The sequence below is a fragment of the Rickettsia sp. MAE-05 genome (assembly GCF_057319745.1).
Genome location: NZ_JBLTIO010000001.1, coordinates 304,472 through 321,612 on the forward strand (window position 1 = coordinate 304,472; position 17,141 = coordinate 321,612).

Genomic DNA, 17,141 nt, shown 5'->3' on the forward strand with positions numbered 1-17,141 from the left:
TCCATATGCGAGATATGATAAAACTATGGGAAAAGTTTTTAACAGAGTTTAAACATATTATAATATTGGATAAAGAAAAAGGTTATATTTACCTAAGTTCGTTCTTATGGTATACTGATACGAAACTATCAAAACAAAAACAACCGGAATTAGTACAAGTATTTACTAAGCATTTATCATCTAAAGATAAGGAGAGCATTATGAAAACTATAGCTGACACATATAGAGATGAAGGAAGACAAGAAGGTGTGGTACAAGGTATAGAGATAGGAAAAGCTGAGGGCGAACATAATAAGGCGATAATAATAGCAAAGGAAATGTTCACTCAGGGCTTTAAAATTCCTGTTATTGCCAAGGTTACAGGTCTTCAAGAAACTTTTGTTCGCTCAGTTGTAAAAAGTCATTAATCGTGCAAGCACCACTTGCACAAATTCTAAATATCCATATCTTCCTAAAGAAAAGCATCTATTGTCATAATCACATATAATCTTTATAATAATATTCTTAAACACAAATAAAGCATATGAAAGAATTTCCAAAAAATTATAATTTTACTGAAAATGAAAAAAAGTGGCAGCAAATTTGGCAAGAAAAACAAATTTATGCTTATGATCCAAATCTTTCAAAAGACGAAACCTATGTAGTCGATACTCCACCGCCAACTGTTTCAGGGCAGTTACATATCGGGCATGTTTACAGCTATACGCAAACTGACTTTATCGTACGTTTTCAGCGTATGATGGGTAAAAATATTTTTTATCCTATGGGTTTTGACGATAATGGTCTACCAACCGAGAGACTTGTTGAAAAACAGAAGCAGATCAAAGCTTATAATATGTCTCGATCTGAGTTTATAAAAATTTGTGAAGAGGTAGTAGCAAATGAAGAAGAGAAGTTTAGAAGTCTATTTAACCAAATAGCATTATCGGTTGATTGGAGTTTAGAGTACCAAACTATCAGTCCTTTATCTCAAAAAATATCTCAAATGTCTTTTCTTGATTTAGTTAAAAAAGGCGAAGTTTATCGCAATGATCAGCCAATATTATGGGATCCGGTAGACGGCACCGCTCTTGCTCAAGCTGATATTGAGGACAAGGAAAAAACCTCTTTCATGAATTATGTTACGTTTAAAACTGAAGCGAATGACCCACTTACTATTGCAACTACAAGACCTGAGTTATTACCAGCTTGCGTCGCCGTATTTTATCACCCTGATGACAAGCGTTATAATCATCTAGCAGGCAAATTTGCCGTTACTCCACTGTTTAATGTTAAAGTTCCGCTGCTTGCCGATCCTTTAGTACAACAAGATAAAGGTACAGGTTTAGTTATGTGCTGTACATTTGGTGATCAAACGGATATTACTTGGTGGAAAACACATAATTTGCCTTTAAAAACTATTGTCACTAAGAAAGGTACGATAGATTTCCCTCATGATATTGCTATAGACGGATTAAAAATTAAAGAAGCTAGGACAAAAATAATAGATATTTTAAAAGAGCAGAATTTACTTACTAAACAAGAAGAGATAACTCATACCGTTAAATGTGCTGAGAGGTCAGGGGCTCCTCTTGAGATACTAACCGTACCGCAATGGTTCGTTAAAACTATATCACATAAAGAAGCTCTACTTAAAAGAGCAAGTGAGTTAAATTGGCATCCTAAAAATATGAAGATTCGTTTAGAGAATTGGATTAATGCTATTAGCTGGGATTGGTGCATAAGTAGGCAGCGTTATTTCGGCGTACCTTTCCCTGTTTGGTACTCTCAAAGAATAGGTGAGGAAGGTAAGATTTTATATGCTGATGTCTCGCAACTACCTGTTGACCCCCTAAAAGATTTACCTATAGGTTATAGTAAGGAGGAAGTAGAACCTGATTTTGACGTAATGGATACTTGGGCAACAAGTTCCATTTCGCCGCAACTTTCAACTCATGGCATTTCTGACGATTTTGCCGTTAATAAAGCTAGGCACGATAAATTATTTCCGATGGATTTAAGACCTCAAGCACATGAAATTATAAGAACTTGGGCGTTCTATACTATCTTTAAAGCTCATTTACACCAAAATACTTTGCCGTGGAAAAACATCATGGTAAGCGGTTGGTGCTTAGCTGAAGATCGAAGTAAAATGTCAAAATCTAAGGGCAATGTTTTAGTACCTGAAAAACTGCTAGAGCAATACGGTTCCGATGTCATACGTTATTGGTCGGCAAATTCAAAACTGGGTAGCGATACCGCCTATTCTGAAGACGTTATGAAAAATGGCAAAAGGCTTGTTAACAAGCTATGGAATGCCGCTAAATTTGTTTCTATACATTTTGAGAAATTAAAAGATGAAGATAAACAAGCAAAGCTTTTAGACGTTAAAGAAAAAATCACTAACGAGTTTGATCAGTGGATAATCAATAAGCTAGTAGAACTAGTGAATCTTGCTACTATCGAATTTAAAAATTACGAGTATGCAAGTGCTATGTATTTGGTGGAGCGGTTTTTTTGGTCAATATTTTGTGATAATTATTTAGAGATAAGTAAAAATCGAGCTTATGACGAAGAAAATAAAAACCCGCAAGGACAATATAGCAGCATATTAACTTTATATCATGTGATGCAAACGCTATTAAAGTTATTTGCACCGTTCATGCCGCATATTACCGAAGAATTATATCAGCTATTATATAGTGAAAATTCTGTTCACGTTAAGGGCAGCTTGATTAATTACAGTGACTTAAACTATAATATAGACGCAAAAGGAGCAGAAGGGCTGCTTGAAATTTTAGATATCGTCAGAAAATTCAAAGCTGAGAAAAATCTATCTATAAAAGCTCCTATAAAATTACTTAAAGTTAGCGGCATAGAATTATCTGCAGAATTAACAGAAGATTTAAAAAACGTCACATCGGCAGAAGAAATACAATTTGAGATGAAAGATGATGAAATTAAAGTCGATGTTATCCTTTAAAAATATTACAGGCTTAATATTAATTATATTTGCCGGTATATTTTTTTATGCTTATATATTAGAACATGACTGGCGATATGTAACCTTAAGTGATGAACAAGTAAAAAAATATAGAATTAGCGAGGAAAAAGCTATTGCCCTTTATCAGTTAATGAAAGACACTCATGAGCTACTTGGGAAGAATAATATTAATTATTGGATAGAAGGCGGCACTCTGCTTGGAGCTGTTAGACATCAAGGTATAATTCCTTTTGACGATGATTTAGATATAGGGATAATGCACGAAGAAGAAATACACTTGCAGCAAATATTACCGCAATTTGAGCAACTCGGTTATACTGTTTCTTTTAAGAGATCTTACAATATATGCAAAAAAGTTTGCTTGGATATTTTTGTTTTTCACAAGGAGCAAAATAAATTTATTCATACCAACTTAACTACTCGCAATAAATATCCAAACGACTTTTTTTACGATTATGAATTATATCCTTTGCAAAAATATAAATTCGGTAGTATAGAAGTTTATGGTCCGGCTAATCCTAAAGCAAATTTAGATAGGCTATATTTGGAATGGAATAAATACGCAATAATACATAATTCCCACAGCTTACATTTACCTTTTTTATCGAATATCGAGAAAAAAACCAAATTTATACTAACGCAGGAATTGTTAAAACCGGCTCAGCCACTCGGACCTCTAGAAGATAAAGTGAATATAGTCAATTCAGCTACATTTATTGGTATGTGCAAGGATATGGCTTATAATTAAATGTCGAAATGGTCAAGACTATTCCGACATCAGCAACGAAATAGTCTAGCTAGTAGTTATGCTAAAATTCTTCATTCCCTAAAATATTGATAGTATCTTCATGAATTTCTTGAACATAATGTGAAATCTTAGCAATTTTATCCGGATGTCTTTCATTTTTGTAATAATAATTTCTTACTAATTCTGCTGAAGACGGATGAGAACATATCAGATCTATGATTTCCGGATTTTTTACTCTTAAGATTGTTTCTATAAAAGACCAATAATCTATTTTAGCAGAAGGATGATTAACTACTAATGCTACTGATTCTTTATTTCCCGTGAGTATCGCTTCATAAAGATTTTCTGAAGTTATTTTAATACCTGGATATTGTAGTAGCTCCTTAAGTTCAGCAGTATCTTTATTAAATTGAATAGATTTTGTTACAGCTTTACTAAGAGTATCTTGAGTTTGCTCAGAACTTAAATTTTTAAATATTAACCTCATTAATTCCGATGAGCCAAATTTAGCAACTTCACTTACACTCATTCCAGTAAATTTATTTTGTAGATCCCATGCTCTTATTAATCCTTCTTGTACTAGGGTACTGAATCCTTGAGTATATTTGGCAGCTTTTTTTAAATATACAGAGTTTTTCCAATCACCATTTTGCATTTCTAAGTTAACATAATATCCATGTAGGGATATTATATTTGGAGATTCAAATATCATTTTTACTATTTCTTCATTATAATTTTCAGCGATTTTTCTAATATCAATACCACTATTTATTAAATCTTGTGATGCGAAGGATAGTTTTGATGTGAAAGGCAATAACAATTTTACTCTATCTACAAGATTATATTTAAGTGATGATATAAAATTATTCTTTAAAGTTTGTTCTAGCTGCATTTTTGATGTTTCATCTTCTACATTTGATACTAAAAACTCAATGACATCTTTGTTGTTGTACTCAATAGCCATGTTAAGAATTTGTGCAGGATTATCGCTTATAGCATCTTGTGAACGCTGATTGAACATTAAATTAATAATTTCAGGATTGTTAGTTTCAATAGCTTTTACAAAGTGATTACTATTAACAATAAATGAAGAAGTAGAAAGCATTTTTTTAGCATATGTGTTAACTGTTTTTCAATAATAACCAAAGGTAATTTTTCTTGTTTTAGGTTAGGATAAGCTACCCACTCCGTTAAGAAAAAGTAAGACATCAGACCAATATTATCATCTAATACTGTCTTCAAAAATCTTGTTTTTAAGTACTTTTGGATCTCACTATCTAACATTTCTTCAGTATAATTGAGAGTTTGTTCTCCTTGATATAAAGGTAATAACTCTGGATATTTGTCATGATAATTATTATATAAATCAGAATAAAAATTCTGTAGCTTTTGAAATAGTGATTCGAGTGTTTTGTTAAAATCGCTTGAGTTTAATTCATGTCTTTTAAAAACGTTAGTATATTCTCTCAAATCATGAGTATATATATTATTATCAAACTTAAAGCTTATCGTAGTATTTGTGCGTACTAATGAGATAAAATTATTAGCAATATAGTCAATAATACATTCGTTATTATTGACCCTAGAATTATAAAAATGTTCACAATCACTGCTCCATGCTACATCATCAGAACGACTATAGGTCAGTAGTACTATATTACCTTCTATCCACTTTATATGATTATGTATATCACCAGAGTGACAGGCAAGCACATGAATAATATTAACCTCTTCAGGTTCAGTATTATAAGCAATTCTTGCAATTATATTGTTAGCTTTATTATCGTTACTACGATCTGATGAATATAAATTTAATATATCTCCTTCTAATTCTGTGAATTCTGTAGTACCATGAGCATAAAGAAATATTTCAGCTCCTGCTCTTTTATCTTCTGTAGGATTAAGAAAATCATCAAAACTTTTTTCATTGTTTAGTATTTCAATATCTTCATTGTTTATATCCACATCTATGTCTGGTCCTTGCAACATAATTTTTTTCATAAAACACCTAGCTTTAAATTTTTTAAGTTAATTTTTTAATAAAAATTTAATTAAATTTTAAGTTCTTGCAATAGATATATTAATTTTTTAATATTTAGTTAAAATATTAAAAATAATCAGTGCAAAGTATAAGGTACTTTAGTATTATTTAGTATTAGAAATTAAATATTAAACCTTGCTAACTATAAAGAGAGATATCATACAGCGGACAAGCTAGGTGTTGCCTGGATAGCTTGTTTTATGTCATTCCTGCGAAAGTGCATGAGTGTCCACTTAAGGATCGATGTCATTCCCGCAGAAGCGGGAATCCAATCCTTTTCGGTGTCATACCATGGCTTGACCACGGCATCCAGAAAAACATAAAAAAAGACTGGAACCCGCGATCAAGTCGCGGGATGACATTAGAAGTTACTGGATTCCTGCTTTCGCAGGAATGACATAAAACGATCCATGCAACAAAGCTGGACAAGCCACGGTATGACATCTCTCTTTAGTTAGCACCCCCAAAACTTAAGCTTATTCTATGCCTTATTTATTACCGATTACCGCAGTTACGCTACTTATTTTACTCGCTTTAATCATTTGGTTTTATGTAAAAACTAAAACCTTAAAAACGCAGCTACAATTCTTATCGGAGCAGAATCTAGAAATTAGCAATAATAACCAATTATTGAACCAAGAGAAAATAGGGTGTTTACAGAAAATTGAGCAATTGAAGTGCAAAGTAGAATATCAAGAGCAGACTATTAAAGATTCGGAAAAAATAAGAGAGGAGTCATTTTCATCGGCTAAAGCTGCGTTATTTGATTTAGGCAAAGATTTATCCAAGCAATTAATCGAAATTCATAAAATGGAAAACAATGCGGCAAGAGAGCTAGCCGAGAAAAATATCGCTACTGCTTCGGGAAAATTTAATAGCGAGTTTGAGCGGTTAATTACAATGGTAGGAGCTTTAAATAAAGATATAGTGCAATCAAAAGGTACGGTTGATTTGATTAAGCAGTCGCTGCTTTCTCCGATCGGTGCGGGGTTACTTGCTGAAATTACGCTTGAGAATATCTTAAAATCATCGGGCTTACGTCCTAATTTAGACTTCATTATGCAATATGGCTTAACTACGCTAGACAGCGGAAAGTTAAGACCGGATGCCCTCATTTTTCTTCCTTCCGGTAATTTAATGGTCATTGATTCCAAAGCTTCTAAATTTCTTGTAGACGAGCAGGATAATAACATGAGTCTTAGTAAAACTATGAATTATCATTTAAAATCTTTGGCTAATAAAGACTATGCCGAAAATATTTTAACTAATCTAAACAAAAAGGATCAGAGCTTTAACAATGTTATTACTTTAATGTTTTTACCCACTGAACAAGCGGTCGAGAAAGTCATTGCAGCCGACCCTGAATTTTTACAAAAAGCTTGGAGCTGTAATATCTTTCCCGTAGGACCTGCCGGGCTTATGAATATGCTATCATTTGCAAAATTTCAAATCACCGATCATCGTCGTTCGGAAAATTATAAGGTAATTATTGAAGAAGTAAGAAAATTACTAAGCTCTATCGGTACTATGGCTGATTATTCTCAAAAAATCGGTAATAACCTGCATAATATGGTTACTAATTATGATAAATTTGCTGCCTCGTTTAATCGTAATTTTATGTCGAGAGTTAAGAACATTCACAAACTCGGCATTGATTCAGGAAATAAAGCCATGCCAGCAGCATTAGAGCGTTATCAAATCGTTTCTTCTAAATCTGAGATTATCGAAGTAGAAGCAGAAAATCCACCACAAATAGAAGAAAAATTATAGAGGTATACTATAACCTTACCTATAATGCTCATAACGGATAATTTGTGCTGGATTCATAAATATTCGTGCATTATGCTTAGAACGCATACACTCATGCAGGTATACGTGTTCGCAATCTTCTTTTATGGAATCGTAAAAGCAGTTTTCAAAAAATTTTCTTTTATATATGGCAAGACTATTAAAACACGAATTTACCGGTAGTAAATCTGAATCCGGAGGATATATTTTCTGCATTAAAGCAAGGTTTTCCGTATCAAAATAACTCTTGCCGGTTTTTAGGTTATACTCATACGGTGTATAGGAAAATTCTTCATTACGAAAGGCAAAAGCATCATACATTTGTCCTTTGGAGTTAAATATTCCATTTGAGCATACAACATCCCAACGATCAATTTTGCTAAAACTGTCTAATATTCCCCTAATATCAATACCGTAACCTATATCCATATCAAGAATAATTACTATATCAAACTCATCAAATTCACTTGTATTTAAAATTTCTAGATATTTATTCCTAATATCCGCTAGGAACTTTATAGAAGGTCTTTTTTGGTTAAAAAAGTCCTGTGATATAATTTTTACTTTATGATTTATTAACTGCCACAAGTTTAGCATTAATTTTGTAGAATCGGTAGAATCATTTTCAAAAATTATTATTCTGTAATCTGAAAAAAACTGTCCTATATATTCTATATGACGCATTGCGTTTGGTAAATGAGGTGCATTACTCCTTGTAATGCCGGCAAAAACAACCTTATGTTTACTCATCTCCAACTTACCGGTCTGCAGGTTTTCATCACTAATAACATCCAGTTTAGTAATTTTTTCTACAGGTAAAAATTTATAATAAAAAAAACGGATAAATGAAGAGTCGTACACATTTATTGTTCCCCAAATAATCATAAAAATTATAAGTATAACTTTATACACTCTCTGCCCCCCTAATTCTCCCGGCTTACAATATTATTATGCATATTAGCTATGTTTGTAAGGATTTGTTCCATAGTAAATTTATCGAGATAAATCTGATGAGCTTTTTTTGCCTTTTCATAAGCTTCTTCAGGATGAGACTTAATCCATTCTAAATGTTGATTTATTTGAGAGTATATTTCCTCAGGAGATTTGTTTAAAGTTTCTATATATAGTATATTATCACCAAAAGTTTCTTTTGCCCACGGCATTTCATCAACAATTACCAATGCTGAAGAACTAACAAGTTCTAAAACTCGTCCGGAAGGAAAGTTTTCCATAATATGTTCTTCCGAATGCAATGCTAAACCGATACCGCTTTTTCTTATTGTATCAACAAATAACTGATCGTTATAAGGTATAAATCCTCTATAGGAATTAAGCAGTAACCAACCTGATCTAGGACCATACATGTCTACATCCTTACGTTTATCAAGTAGTTTATATAACTTTTTATATTTGAGACCAGAGCGAGTATTATCCCAATTATAACCACACATAAATAACCTCGAATAATTAATTTTAATAAACTCTGTTTTAGGTCGTGAAAACTTGAAATCAATTATAGGTATGGAAATATCTTCATAATATTGATTAATTTTTTTAAAATCCGTAACAGCAAGCAATCCATCAGATTTAATAGGTTTAGGACAATAATAGGGAACCAAAGCAATGTCTATCAAATATTTAGCATTATTTCTCAGACAAGGAAAATGTAAAATAAAATAGTGTCTAATATCCCCAACCTTACCAAAATCAGCTGCGGATATAGTAAAATCAGGATTAAATTGTCTAACTATACTATACATTCTAAAAATATCTATCGGATGCATATTAGTGCTTATTGAAATAAATAATGATTCCCACCCAAGATTACTCGCTGCTTGCTGCACTCTCATACAGGCCAAACGATCATGTCTGCATAGTATTGCAATTCTGTAAGGAACATTTGGATTTTTAGGAAGCTGTACGGTATAATTGTACTTTTCTAACTGTTTCTGTAATGAAAGGGACGAAAAATTATAATAAAGCCCCTGATATAGATCCTTGCGATATATACCATTTTTTCCTAGATCATAAATTTCTAATAACAAATATATTGGTAAAATTACTGCTAATAATATAAATGGAAAAATTAACACAAGTTTCGATTTATTTTTAATACGCATAAATACTCTAAAAAAAGAAGTTAGAGCCTGTCGGTAAATAAATATTAATTAGTAATTAAAGAGCTTTTTTAGCGAAAATTAATGAGATTTTTGCAGGAATAGTTATTCATATTTCAAAAAAATCTTATAATTTGCAGCAAAAAAGAACTAAATTACCGGTTAATATTTATTTACCGACAGGCTCTTAGTAATATTATAATTTTTTATACTAGATTCTGTCTACTTTTAATAGAATAATCATAATTAATCAAATATCCACAGAACCTAGAAATGGTACTTCTTCTGTAGCATCAATATCAATAACTGTATCATCGTTTGTGCCTGAGGCAATTTTATTAAGCCAAGTAAGGGTAGTAGCGGTTTTCTCAGCAATATTTTTACCTGCACTACTAATTGCCTTACCAACATTTAAATCCGATATAGCAGTTGTTAAAACATCTATTAAAGTTGCAAGACTTAAGAATTTTAAATCTTTAATAGACTCAAACATTATTAAAGGTACTATCGCTACAGTCAATCTTGCCGCATCATTGTAGTAAAACTTTTGAAAAAACACATCATTAGTTAATTTTTCGCCGGTGATATTTTCTATAACTTTATTACCACAATATGTTGATACCAATAAAGAAGCAAGACGCATTAATTTAACAGAAGTGGAGGCATAAAACATTGGATCTTCATAAAATTCTAATTCTGGATTACGAAAATAAAAACAGATATAATCTAAAATCAGTGTGGCTATTGCCGAACACATAGCAGTCCTAAACCCTCCATGATAGTTACTAATGTCTGGTTCAATATTGTTAAAATCTATATCTTGATTGGTAAGTTTATTATATATTGCCTGAAGTTTTATTTGCGTATTCTTATCTTTTTCGGAATGTTTATATAGTAACTGAAAATATGGTTTAATTTCTTCAGCTGTAAATTTCTTATCCTCAATTAAAGCCGGTACAATTTTATCATGCAAAAATTTAATTAATTTATTTTGCATAAAATTTGTAACTTTACTTTGTTCTTCTACTACTCCTGCAGCTGCAGACCATCGCAAAGCCGTATATACAATTATACGATTAATAATATCATTATTTAATAAATCGATAGGCTGTAACCCTAAATTAGCAGCATATCTAAAACAAATCGCAGTTGTATTTACGGCATCATTAGCAAAGCTTGGAGTGCAATCAAATAAAAATTTAATATCTTCAGCATTGTCATTGTTATTTTCTAATGCTTGAAACATATTATTATTAATCTCTTTAGTTTGTCTATTTGATAAGACCGTACCTGGAAAAGATAATAAAATTTGTAGCATCGCAAGGCTAGTGGTCGGTAAAGCACATAATTCATACCAAGGATCATCTTCATCAATTACATACGAACGTAAAGCAATTACACCGGCTATAAGAGCAGCATAAGTAGCTGCTATTTTACCTGAATGGTTGCTAACTAAATCTGATTTTTCAGTTAACCAAGAAGCAATTTTATGATCTTCATTATATTTATCCGTAGCTTTTTCTATTCTAGTAAGACTTTGCTCTAATGAATTAAGATAATTTGCAAAATTTAAATGAGCTTTTTTTACTATATTAAACTCGGCTTCATAAGAGGAAGATACATTTAAAGTATTTGTAAGTAATATTGCTTTAGCTATATAGCGATATAAAAAATACTCTCTCGTCAGAGGATATGCCATAGCATCGATTTCTTTGGCTGCTTTAATCAAGCTTTCAGATTGATCTAAATTATTTTTTAAAAATCCTTGGGCTTTAGTAACAAGGGTACTAAACTCTAGTGAATTTATATCCCCTATATTATCTAGCATAGAATCAATGATATTCTTGTTTTCTACTCCTATTAACTTCTGTAGCTTTGTATCTAAAAAATGATCTTGATTATTTATCTCTCCAAAACAATTGCTCCAGTGAGAATGACCGATATTCTCATCTTGATACTTTCCGGTAGCAGCTACTTTACTTAACATTGTTTCTAAATATTGAGTATAAATAAAACTTTGATCTAGTATCGTTAAATCTTTAAAATTTTTATCACAGAACCATATTTTCAATACCTCACCTAAATTAAAACTAGCAAGTGCTGTAGTAGTTTTCCATAATCTTACGCCTAAATTTGATATATCATTATAATATTTTATTATTACTTCTAGTTTATTACTCATAATTTCAAGTAAATAAATATTAAAGTTAAAATAAAAAATATAAAAATCTCTTAATATTTATTCAAATCTTTTATATGTAATTATTTATAATCTTTAATTATTTTATTATGAGATAACATTAAAGTCACACACGGGCAACGCCGGTTTCTGATAAGAGAGAAGAGTATTGGGGTACAAAAGTTTTTAACCAAAAAACAATAGTTGTGGACATAATATATCCTTTTTTATCTTCTATTTGCAACAGAATCTGATTAATGATATAAAAAATATCAATATCTAAATCGTCTATATACTCGCTGAATTTGAAAAATTGGCTACGTCGTCTTTGTAAGACCTCGGATGCTCACGTATTATTATTATACGCTCCGCTCCTCGGCTTACAGACTCCTTGCTCTTTTCCAAATTGAGCTTCGTATACCAACTTTTCATTTACTCGGAGTATATTATAATGAGAATACTAATAACAGGAGCTAACGGCTTTATTGGCTCATATATTACAGCTGAATTATTAAAGAATAATTATGAAGTAATATGCTGTGTTAGAGATGTTGAATCTACCAAGAAAAAATTCCCTACTGCAGAAGTTATATATTGTGATTTTAATATAGACCTAACACCACAAAGCTGGATAAATAGATTAAATAACATAGATATAGTTATTAATGTATCAGGTGTATTAACGTCTAGTCGCTAATAATATTGAAAATGTTCATGTCAATGGTCCAAAGGCTCTATTTAAGGCTTGCACCATTACTAATGTAAAAAGAATTATTCATATTTCAGCTCTTGGAATAGATAATGAAGAAAACACTGCTTATGCGTTAACTAAAAAAGCAGCTGAAGCATATTTACAAAAATTAGAAAATATAGACTGGGTAATTTTACAGCCATCTCTTGTTTACGCAAGCGGTTGTTACGGTGGTACCTCACTATTTAGGGCTCTTGCAACATTACCGTATTTTATTCCTTTAATAGGCGATGGTTTACAACAATTTCAACCTATTCATATTGATGATTTAACGAAAGTAATTATTCACTGTATAGAAAGGGAAGGAAAAATCCACAAATTATTAAAAATAGTTGGACCAGACATAGTTACCATGAAGGATATCTTGCTTGGATTTAGAAAATGGCTTGGAGTTAATCCTGGAAGACTAACTAAAATTCCTCTAATATTCATTAAAATAGCAGCTAAATTAGGGGATTTTCTAAAAATAGGACCTATTAATTCTACTGCGTATAATATGTTACTTCAACCTAATATTGCTGATAAAAAAGATTTTATCGATTTTACTTCTATAATCCCTAGAAATTTGCAACAAGGTTTTGCAACCGAACCTTTAACCGTACAATCCATATGGCACGCTAGGCTTTATTTTCTAAAACCTGTGATAAAAATTGTCTTAGGGCTATTTTGGATAATGACAGGAATTATTTCAAGCATTTTTGCTTATGATGCTAGTATGCAAATTATAATATCACTAGGATTTGATAAACAAATAGCACCTTATATATTATACGGAAGCTGCTTTACAGATATTATTCTTGGAATTCTACTAATTATCAAAAATAAAATAAGTAGGATATGTAGTTTACAAATTTTATTAATACTAGCTTATACTCTACTATTAACATATCTTAAGCCAATATTATGGCTAGATCCGCTTGGTCCGATATTTAAAAATATTCCAATAATATTACTTACTTTAGTATTAATGGCTATAGAACGAGATAAATAATGGATTATCTTTTTATAAAAACTATTCATATTATTAGCTCTACCATTTTATTTGGTACTGGAATCGGTACTGCCTTTTTTATGTGGTGGGCAAATAAAACCAGCGACTTGAATGCAAAGGCATACGCAGCTCGCACTACAGTTATAGCTGATCTTCTTTTTACTACTCAAACTGTGATAATTCAACCGATTAGCGGCATAATATTAGTAAATATGCTTGGCTATAATTATTCTGATTTATGGCTTATCTTAACTTATATCGGATACATAATCGCCGGTAGTTGTTGGCTTCCGGTGGTATGGATTCAAATTCAACTACGAAATATGGCATTTGAAGCATTAAAACAGCGAACTCCCCTACCGGAAAAATATTATAAATTATTTAAATTATGGTTCTACCTAGGCTGGCCAGCATTTATCAGTTTGATTATTATTTTTTTCTTAATGGTATTTAAACCGTTATAATACTAGTTTAGGATAAATTTTATCCTAAATTAGTGTTGTCCTATGGTCAAGCCGGTGTTGTTGCATGGCTCGTTTATGTCATTCCCGCGTGGCATTGTTGTGTAGATATCAAAACCGTCATTGCGAGGAGCGAAGCGACGCGGCAATCCAGGAAAAATAATAAAAAAATTCTGATTTACGCAATTTTTTACTGGATTGCTTCGTCGAATTACTATGTAATTCTTCTCGCAATGACGGGAAAACCGAGCCATGCAACAACGCCGGTCAAGCCACGTGATGACACCGAATGCGTTTTTCGATACACGCAGGCAAGCCCGTAAGAATTACATAGAGAGTAAACAATATTTACGCCGGTATATCTTCAATAATCGGTTGTTTTTTGTTTGATTTTGTAGAAATGAGAGAGGTCATTATCGGTTCTACTAAGCCGTTAACTACCTCTTTTGTAATAGTAACGCGTTGTTTCTTTAGCTCAGCAACTTTATACATACTATCAAGCAAAAGATGCTCAAGTATTGAACGAAGCCCTCTTGCTCCAGTCTTTTTGGCTAAAGCTTTTTCAGCAATAGCTTCTAGTGCAGAATTCTCAATTACAAGCTCAGCATCATCAAGCTCAAATTGTTTCTGATACTGCTTTACTATAGCGTTTTTAGGCTTAGTTAGAATTGTAATTAAAGCATCTTTATCTAACTCGTCTAAAGTCATAACGATAGGTAACCTACCGATAAACTCCGGAATTAAACCGAATTTAGTTAAATCTTCAATTTCTAGAGATTTAAGAATCTCACTATTATTTTTCTCTTTATCAATATTTACGTTAGCCGCAAAACCTATAGAACTATGATTAGTTCTTGCGGTTATAATGCTATCAATCCCCATAAAAGCACCACCGCAAATAAATAAGATATTTGAAGTATCTAGCTGTACGAAATCTTGTTGCGGGTGTTTCCTACCGCCTTGAGGAGGCACGGAAGCAACTGTTCCTTCCATAATTTTAAGTAGTGCCTGTTGTACGCCTTCTCCTGACACATCCCTAGTAATAGAAGGATTTTCCGATTTACGGGCAATTTTATCAACTTCATCAATATAAATTATGCCTTTTTGTGCTTTCGCTATATTAAACTCAGCTGCTATCAATAAACGTAGTAATATATTCTCAACATCTTCACCGACATAACCGGCTTCCGTTAAAGAAGTAGCATCTGCCATAGTAAAAGGTACGTCTAGAATTTTAGCAAGCGTTTGAGCAAGTAAAGTTTTTCCTGAACCGGTAGGACCAATCAATAAAATATTCGACTTATTAAGTTCAACGTCATTATTGCCGGATTGTACATATTCAAGTCTCTTATAATGGTTATAAACCGCTACTGCTAAAATCTTTTTAGCTTGGTCTTGACCAACTACGTAATCGTTTAGAATTGCACATATTTTTTGCGGTGTTGGAATTGAAGAAGTAATTTGCTTTAACGCAACTTTACTTTCTTCTTTCATAATATCCGTACATAAATCTATACATTCATCACAAATAAATACAGCAGGACCTGCTATCAGTTTTTTTACTTCATGTTGTTTTTTACTACAAAACGAACACATCAATTCTTTTTTATCAGCTTCTACTACCATTAACTTTCTTTTTTATGTTTATATTTGTTGTCATCACGTAGTTTGTCCTGTGTTGTTGCATGAAACGAAAAACCTACTCGATGTCATTCCCGCATAGGCGGGAATCCAGTACTTTAAAGCTTTATTTGAAAAGCTCGATTTATCTCGCTTTACCCTAGATTCCCGCCTACGCGGGAATGACATAAACGAGCCATCCGACAACACCTTATACAACCCTACCATACATATAATAATCTTTATGCTCATTTGCAACTATTTCGTATTTTTTAAGGATTCCCTCCCTAGCAAAACCACATCTCTCAAGAAGATTAATTGAACGAAAATTATCAGTAATTACTGTTGCCTGTATTCTTATAATACCAATATAATCAGCAAATTTTAATATATTTTTTATAGATTTTAACATCATACCTTGACCCCAAAAATTAGGATCTAGATCATAGCTTATTTCTGCTCTATGATGCTCTAGATTTATTATATTAAACCCTGCTGTACCTATCAATTTATTATCGTCTTTAAGGGCAATTCCCCAATAAAAGCTTCTATGATTTTTATATAAACTAGACCAATAACGTATTTCTTCTCTAGCTTCTTCTAAGTCTTTAGGTCTATTACTATCAGTTATATAAATAGCCATTTCCGACTTACTCATATAATTAAAATAATCTTGTGCATCACTTTCCGCTAATTCCCTTAGTACTATATTTTCTAAATCAAGTACAGGAAAAGGAGCATGTAAATATCCTCTATTTATCATACATAATTAATCGGGTCTTGTACATTATTCTTTTTAAAAGCATCGAGTCTTATCATGCAAGCAAGGCAATTACCACAAGATAAATCATCCTCCGTAGGGTCGTAACATGAAATTGTATTTTTATAATCTACTCCAAGCTCCAGCCCTGTTTTAATTATTTGCTCTTTTGTCATATCAATTAAAGGAGTATGAATGGTAATTCTGTTTCCTATATTGGTTGCCAAATTCGCCATTTCTTCAAAAGATTTAATATATTGAAGGCGACAATCAGGATAATTTGCCGAATCGCTTGTATGCACACCTATAAAAATGTCTTTTGCTCCTATTACTTCTGCATACCCTAGTGCATAACTTAAAAATATCGTATTACGAGTAGGCACGTAAGTAACCGGCACATCTTCAGGTAGTTCGTTTACATCGTGATAATGCGGAACATCTATATTATTATCGGTTAAAGCAGAACCACCGAAAGCCCGCAAATCTATATCAACAATCTTATGCTGCTTGACGTTATATTCTTTTATAAGCTCCTTAACTTTCCGAAGTTCTGCATTATTACGTTGTCCGTAATTAAAACTCATAGCATGAATTTCATAACCCATTTCTCTTGCTATTGCAAGAACCGTAGCAGAGTCTGCCCCGCCGCTAACTAGAATAACTGCTTTTTTCATTTACATATATTAATTAGTTATAAAAGTA

General features: G+C 32.1%; 16 protein-coding genes and 1 pseudogene. 8 read left to right on the plus strand and 9 right to left on the minus strand.

Translation table 11 applies throughout. The annotated features are described in order from the left end of the window. The first annotated feature begins 65 nt into the window (after positions 1-65). Positions 66-407, plus strand: coding sequence for a hypothetical protein (locus ACNFN7_RS01855; RefSeq protein ID WP_485440597.1), 342 nt, complete (start codon positions 66-68; stop codon positions 405-407). On the opposite strand, the gene ACNFN7_RS01860 is transcribed toward ACNFN7_RS01855, so the two are convergent. Continuing rightward, positions 387-539: a hypothetical protein gene (locus ACNFN7_RS01860; RefSeq protein WP_485440598.1), complete on the minus strand. Its 153-nt coding sequence runs from the start codon at positions 537-539 to the stop codon at positions 387-389. The two genes, ACNFN7_RS01855 and ACNFN7_RS01860, sit on opposite strands and share 21 nt — an antisense overlap. Here ACNFN7_RS01860 and ACNFN7_RS01865 point away from each other — a divergent pair. Together ACNFN7_RS01865 and ACNFN7_RS01870 are read left to right on the plus strand one after the other, a co-directional pair. Continuing rightward, on the plus strand, positions 524-2,962 hold the full coding sequence (locus tag ACNFN7_RS01865) for a valine--tRNA ligase (protein WP_485440599.1): 2,439 nt from the start codon (positions 524-526) through the stop codon (positions 2,960-2,962). The genes ACNFN7_RS01860 and ACNFN7_RS01865 overlap by 16 nt on opposite strands. Further along, positions 2,931-3,731, plus strand: coding sequence for a LicD family protein (locus ACNFN7_RS01870; protein ID WP_485440600.1), 801 nt, complete (start codon positions 2,931-2,933; stop codon positions 3,729-3,731). The genes ACNFN7_RS01865 and ACNFN7_RS01870 overlap by 32 nt, the downstream gene beginning before the upstream one ends. Positions 3,732-3,792: 61 nt before the next feature. Here the strand turns inward: ACNFN7_RS01870 and ACNFN7_RS01875 are convergent, their stop codons facing one another. Both ACNFN7_RS01875 and ACNFN7_RS01880 read right to left on the minus strand, forming a co-directional pair. Then, positions 3,793-4,836, minus strand: coding sequence for a hypothetical protein (locus ACNFN7_RS01875; protein WP_485440601.1), 1,044 nt, complete (start codon positions 4,834-4,836; stop codon positions 3,793-3,795). Beyond that, positions 4,791-5,732: a hypothetical protein gene (locus ACNFN7_RS01880; protein ID WP_485440602.1), complete on the minus strand. Its 942-nt coding sequence runs from the start codon at positions 5,730-5,732 to the stop codon at positions 4,791-4,793. The genes ACNFN7_RS01875 and ACNFN7_RS01880 overlap by 46 nt, the downstream gene beginning before the upstream one ends. A gap of 523 nt (positions 5,733-6,255) precedes the next feature. Here ACNFN7_RS01880 and ACNFN7_RS01885 point away from each other — a divergent pair. Further along, entirely contained in the window at positions 6,256-7,542 is a 1,287-nt protein-coding gene (locus tag ACNFN7_RS01885) for a DNA recombination protein RmuC (protein ID WP_485440603.1), read from the plus strand. A 15-nt stretch (positions 7,543-7,557) separates the two neighbouring features. Here the strand turns inward: ACNFN7_RS01885 and ACNFN7_RS01890 are convergent, their stop codons facing one another. From ACNFN7_RS01890 to ACNFN7_RS01900, 3 genes are all read right to left on the minus strand, one after another. Further along, complete coding sequence (locus ACNFN7_RS01890; protein ID WP_485440604.1) at positions 7,558-8,472, minus strand: hypothetical protein; 915 nt, start codon at positions 8,470-8,472, stop codon at positions 7,558-7,560. Positions 8,473-8,483: 11 nt separating this feature from the next. Further along, positions 8,484-9,653 carry a glycosyltransferase family protein gene (locus tag ACNFN7_RS01895; RefSeq protein WP_485440605.1) on the minus strand — a complete coding sequence of 390 codons (1,170 nt, stop codon included), beginning with the start codon at positions 9,651-9,653 and terminating at the stop codon, positions 8,484-8,486. Positions 9,654-9,927: 274 nt separating this feature from the next. Continuing rightward, on the minus strand, positions 9,928-11,859 hold the full coding sequence (locus ACNFN7_RS01900) for a hypothetical protein (RefSeq protein ID WP_485440606.1): 1,932 nt from the start codon (positions 11,857-11,859) through the stop codon (positions 9,928-9,930). Positions 11,860-12,307: 448 nt separating this feature from the next. Between ACNFN7_RS01900 and ACNFN7_RS01905 the strand changes: the two genes are divergently transcribed. The 4 genes and pseudogenes from ACNFN7_RS01905 to ACNFN7_RS01920 all read left to right on the plus strand — a co-directional run bounded on the left by ACNFN7_RS01905 (position 12,308) and on the right by ACNFN7_RS01920 (position 14,062). After that, positions 12,308-12,553: an NAD-dependent epimerase/dehydratase family protein gene (locus ACNFN7_RS01905; protein ID WP_485440607.1), complete on the plus strand. Its 246-nt coding sequence runs from the start codon at positions 12,308-12,310 to the stop codon at positions 12,551-12,553. 55 nt (positions 12,554-12,608) lie between these two features. Then, positions 12,609-12,848 (plus strand): annotated as a pseudogene (locus tag ACNFN7_RS01910) (NAD-dependent epimerase/dehydratase family protein); the annotation flags it as partial. A gap of 111 nt (positions 12,849-12,959) precedes the next feature. Beyond that, entirely contained in the window at positions 12,960-13,598 is a 639-nt protein-coding gene (locus tag ACNFN7_RS01915; RefSeq protein ID WP_485440608.1) for a DoxX-like family protein, read from the plus strand. Then, the gene (locus ACNFN7_RS01920; protein WP_485440609.1) at positions 13,598-14,062 is read left to right on the plus strand and encodes a DUF2269 family protein; all 465 of its coding nucleotides are present in this window, start codon (positions 13,598-13,600) and stop codon (positions 14,060-14,062) included. The genes ACNFN7_RS01915 and ACNFN7_RS01920 overlap by 1 nt, the downstream gene beginning before the upstream one ends. A 345-nt stretch (positions 14,063-14,407) precedes the next feature. Here ACNFN7_RS01920 and clpX read toward each other — a convergent pair whose 3' ends face one another. The 3 genes from clpX to queC all read right to left on the minus strand — a co-directional run bounded on the left by clpX (position 14,408) and on the right by queC (position 17,113). Further along, on the minus strand, positions 14,408-15,685 hold the full coding sequence (gene clpX, locus ACNFN7_RS01925; protein WP_485440610.1) for an ATP-dependent Clp protease ATP-binding subunit ClpX: 1,278 nt from the start codon (positions 15,683-15,685) through the stop codon (positions 14,408-14,410). A gap of 205 nt (positions 15,686-15,890) precedes the next feature. Continuing rightward, entirely contained in the window at positions 15,891-16,442 is a 552-nt protein-coding gene (locus ACNFN7_RS01930) for a GNAT family N-acetyltransferase (protein ID WP_485440611.1), read from the minus strand. Beyond that, positions 16,439-17,113, minus strand: coding sequence for a 7-cyano-7-deazaguanine synthase QueC (gene queC / locus ACNFN7_RS01935; protein WP_485440612.1), 675 nt, complete (start codon positions 17,111-17,113; stop codon positions 16,439-16,441). The genes ACNFN7_RS01930 and queC overlap by 4 nt, the downstream gene beginning before the upstream one ends. Positions 17,114-17,141 lie beyond the last annotated feature (28 nt).

Excerpts from the sequence above, each read along its gene's own strand:
- ACNFN7_RS01865 (WP_485440599.1), top strand. The coding sequence starts at position 524 with ATGAAAGAATTTCCAAAAAATTATAATTTTACTGAAAATGAAAAAAAG.
- ACNFN7_RS01870 (WP_485440600.1), top strand. The coding sequence starts at position 2,931 with ATGATGAAATTAAAGTCGATGTTATCCTTTAAAAATATTACAGGCTTA.
- ACNFN7_RS01875 (WP_485440601.1), bottom strand. The coding sequence starts at position 4,836 with ATGCTTTCTACTTCTTCATTTATTGTTAATAGTAATCACTTTGTAAAA.
- ACNFN7_RS01880 (WP_485440602.1), bottom strand. The coding sequence starts at position 5,732 with ATGAAAAAAATTATGTTGCAAGGACCAGACATAGATGTGGATATAAAC.
- ACNFN7_RS01885 (WP_485440603.1), top strand. The coding sequence starts at position 6,256 with ATGCCTTATTTATTACCGATTACCGCAGTTACGCTACTTATTTTACTC.
- ACNFN7_RS01900 (WP_485440606.1), bottom strand. The coding sequence starts at position 11,859 with ATGAGTAATAAACTAGAAGTAATAATAAAATATTATAATGATATATCA.
- ACNFN7_RS01905 (WP_485440607.1), top strand. The coding sequence starts at position 12,308 with ATGAGAATACTAATAACAGGAGCTAACGGCTTTATTGGCTCATATATT.
- ACNFN7_RS01915 (WP_485440608.1), top strand. The coding sequence starts at position 12,960 with ATGAAGGATATCTTGCTTGGATTTAGAAAATGGCTTGGAGTTAATCCT.
- ACNFN7_RS01920 (WP_485440609.1), top strand. The coding sequence starts at position 13,598 with ATGGATTATCTTTTTATAAAAACTATTCATATTATTAGCTCTACCATT.
- clpX (WP_485440610.1), bottom strand. The coding sequence starts at position 15,685 with ATGGTAGTAGAAGCTGATAAAAAAGAATTGATGTGTTCGTTTTGTAGT.
- ACNFN7_RS01930 (WP_485440611.1), bottom strand. The coding sequence starts at position 16,442 with ATGATAAATAGAGGATATTTACATGCTCCTTTTCCTGTACTTGATTTA.
- queC (WP_485440612.1), bottom strand. The coding sequence starts at position 17,113 with ATGAAAAAAGCAGTTATTCTAGTTAGCGGCGGGGCAGACTCTGCTACG.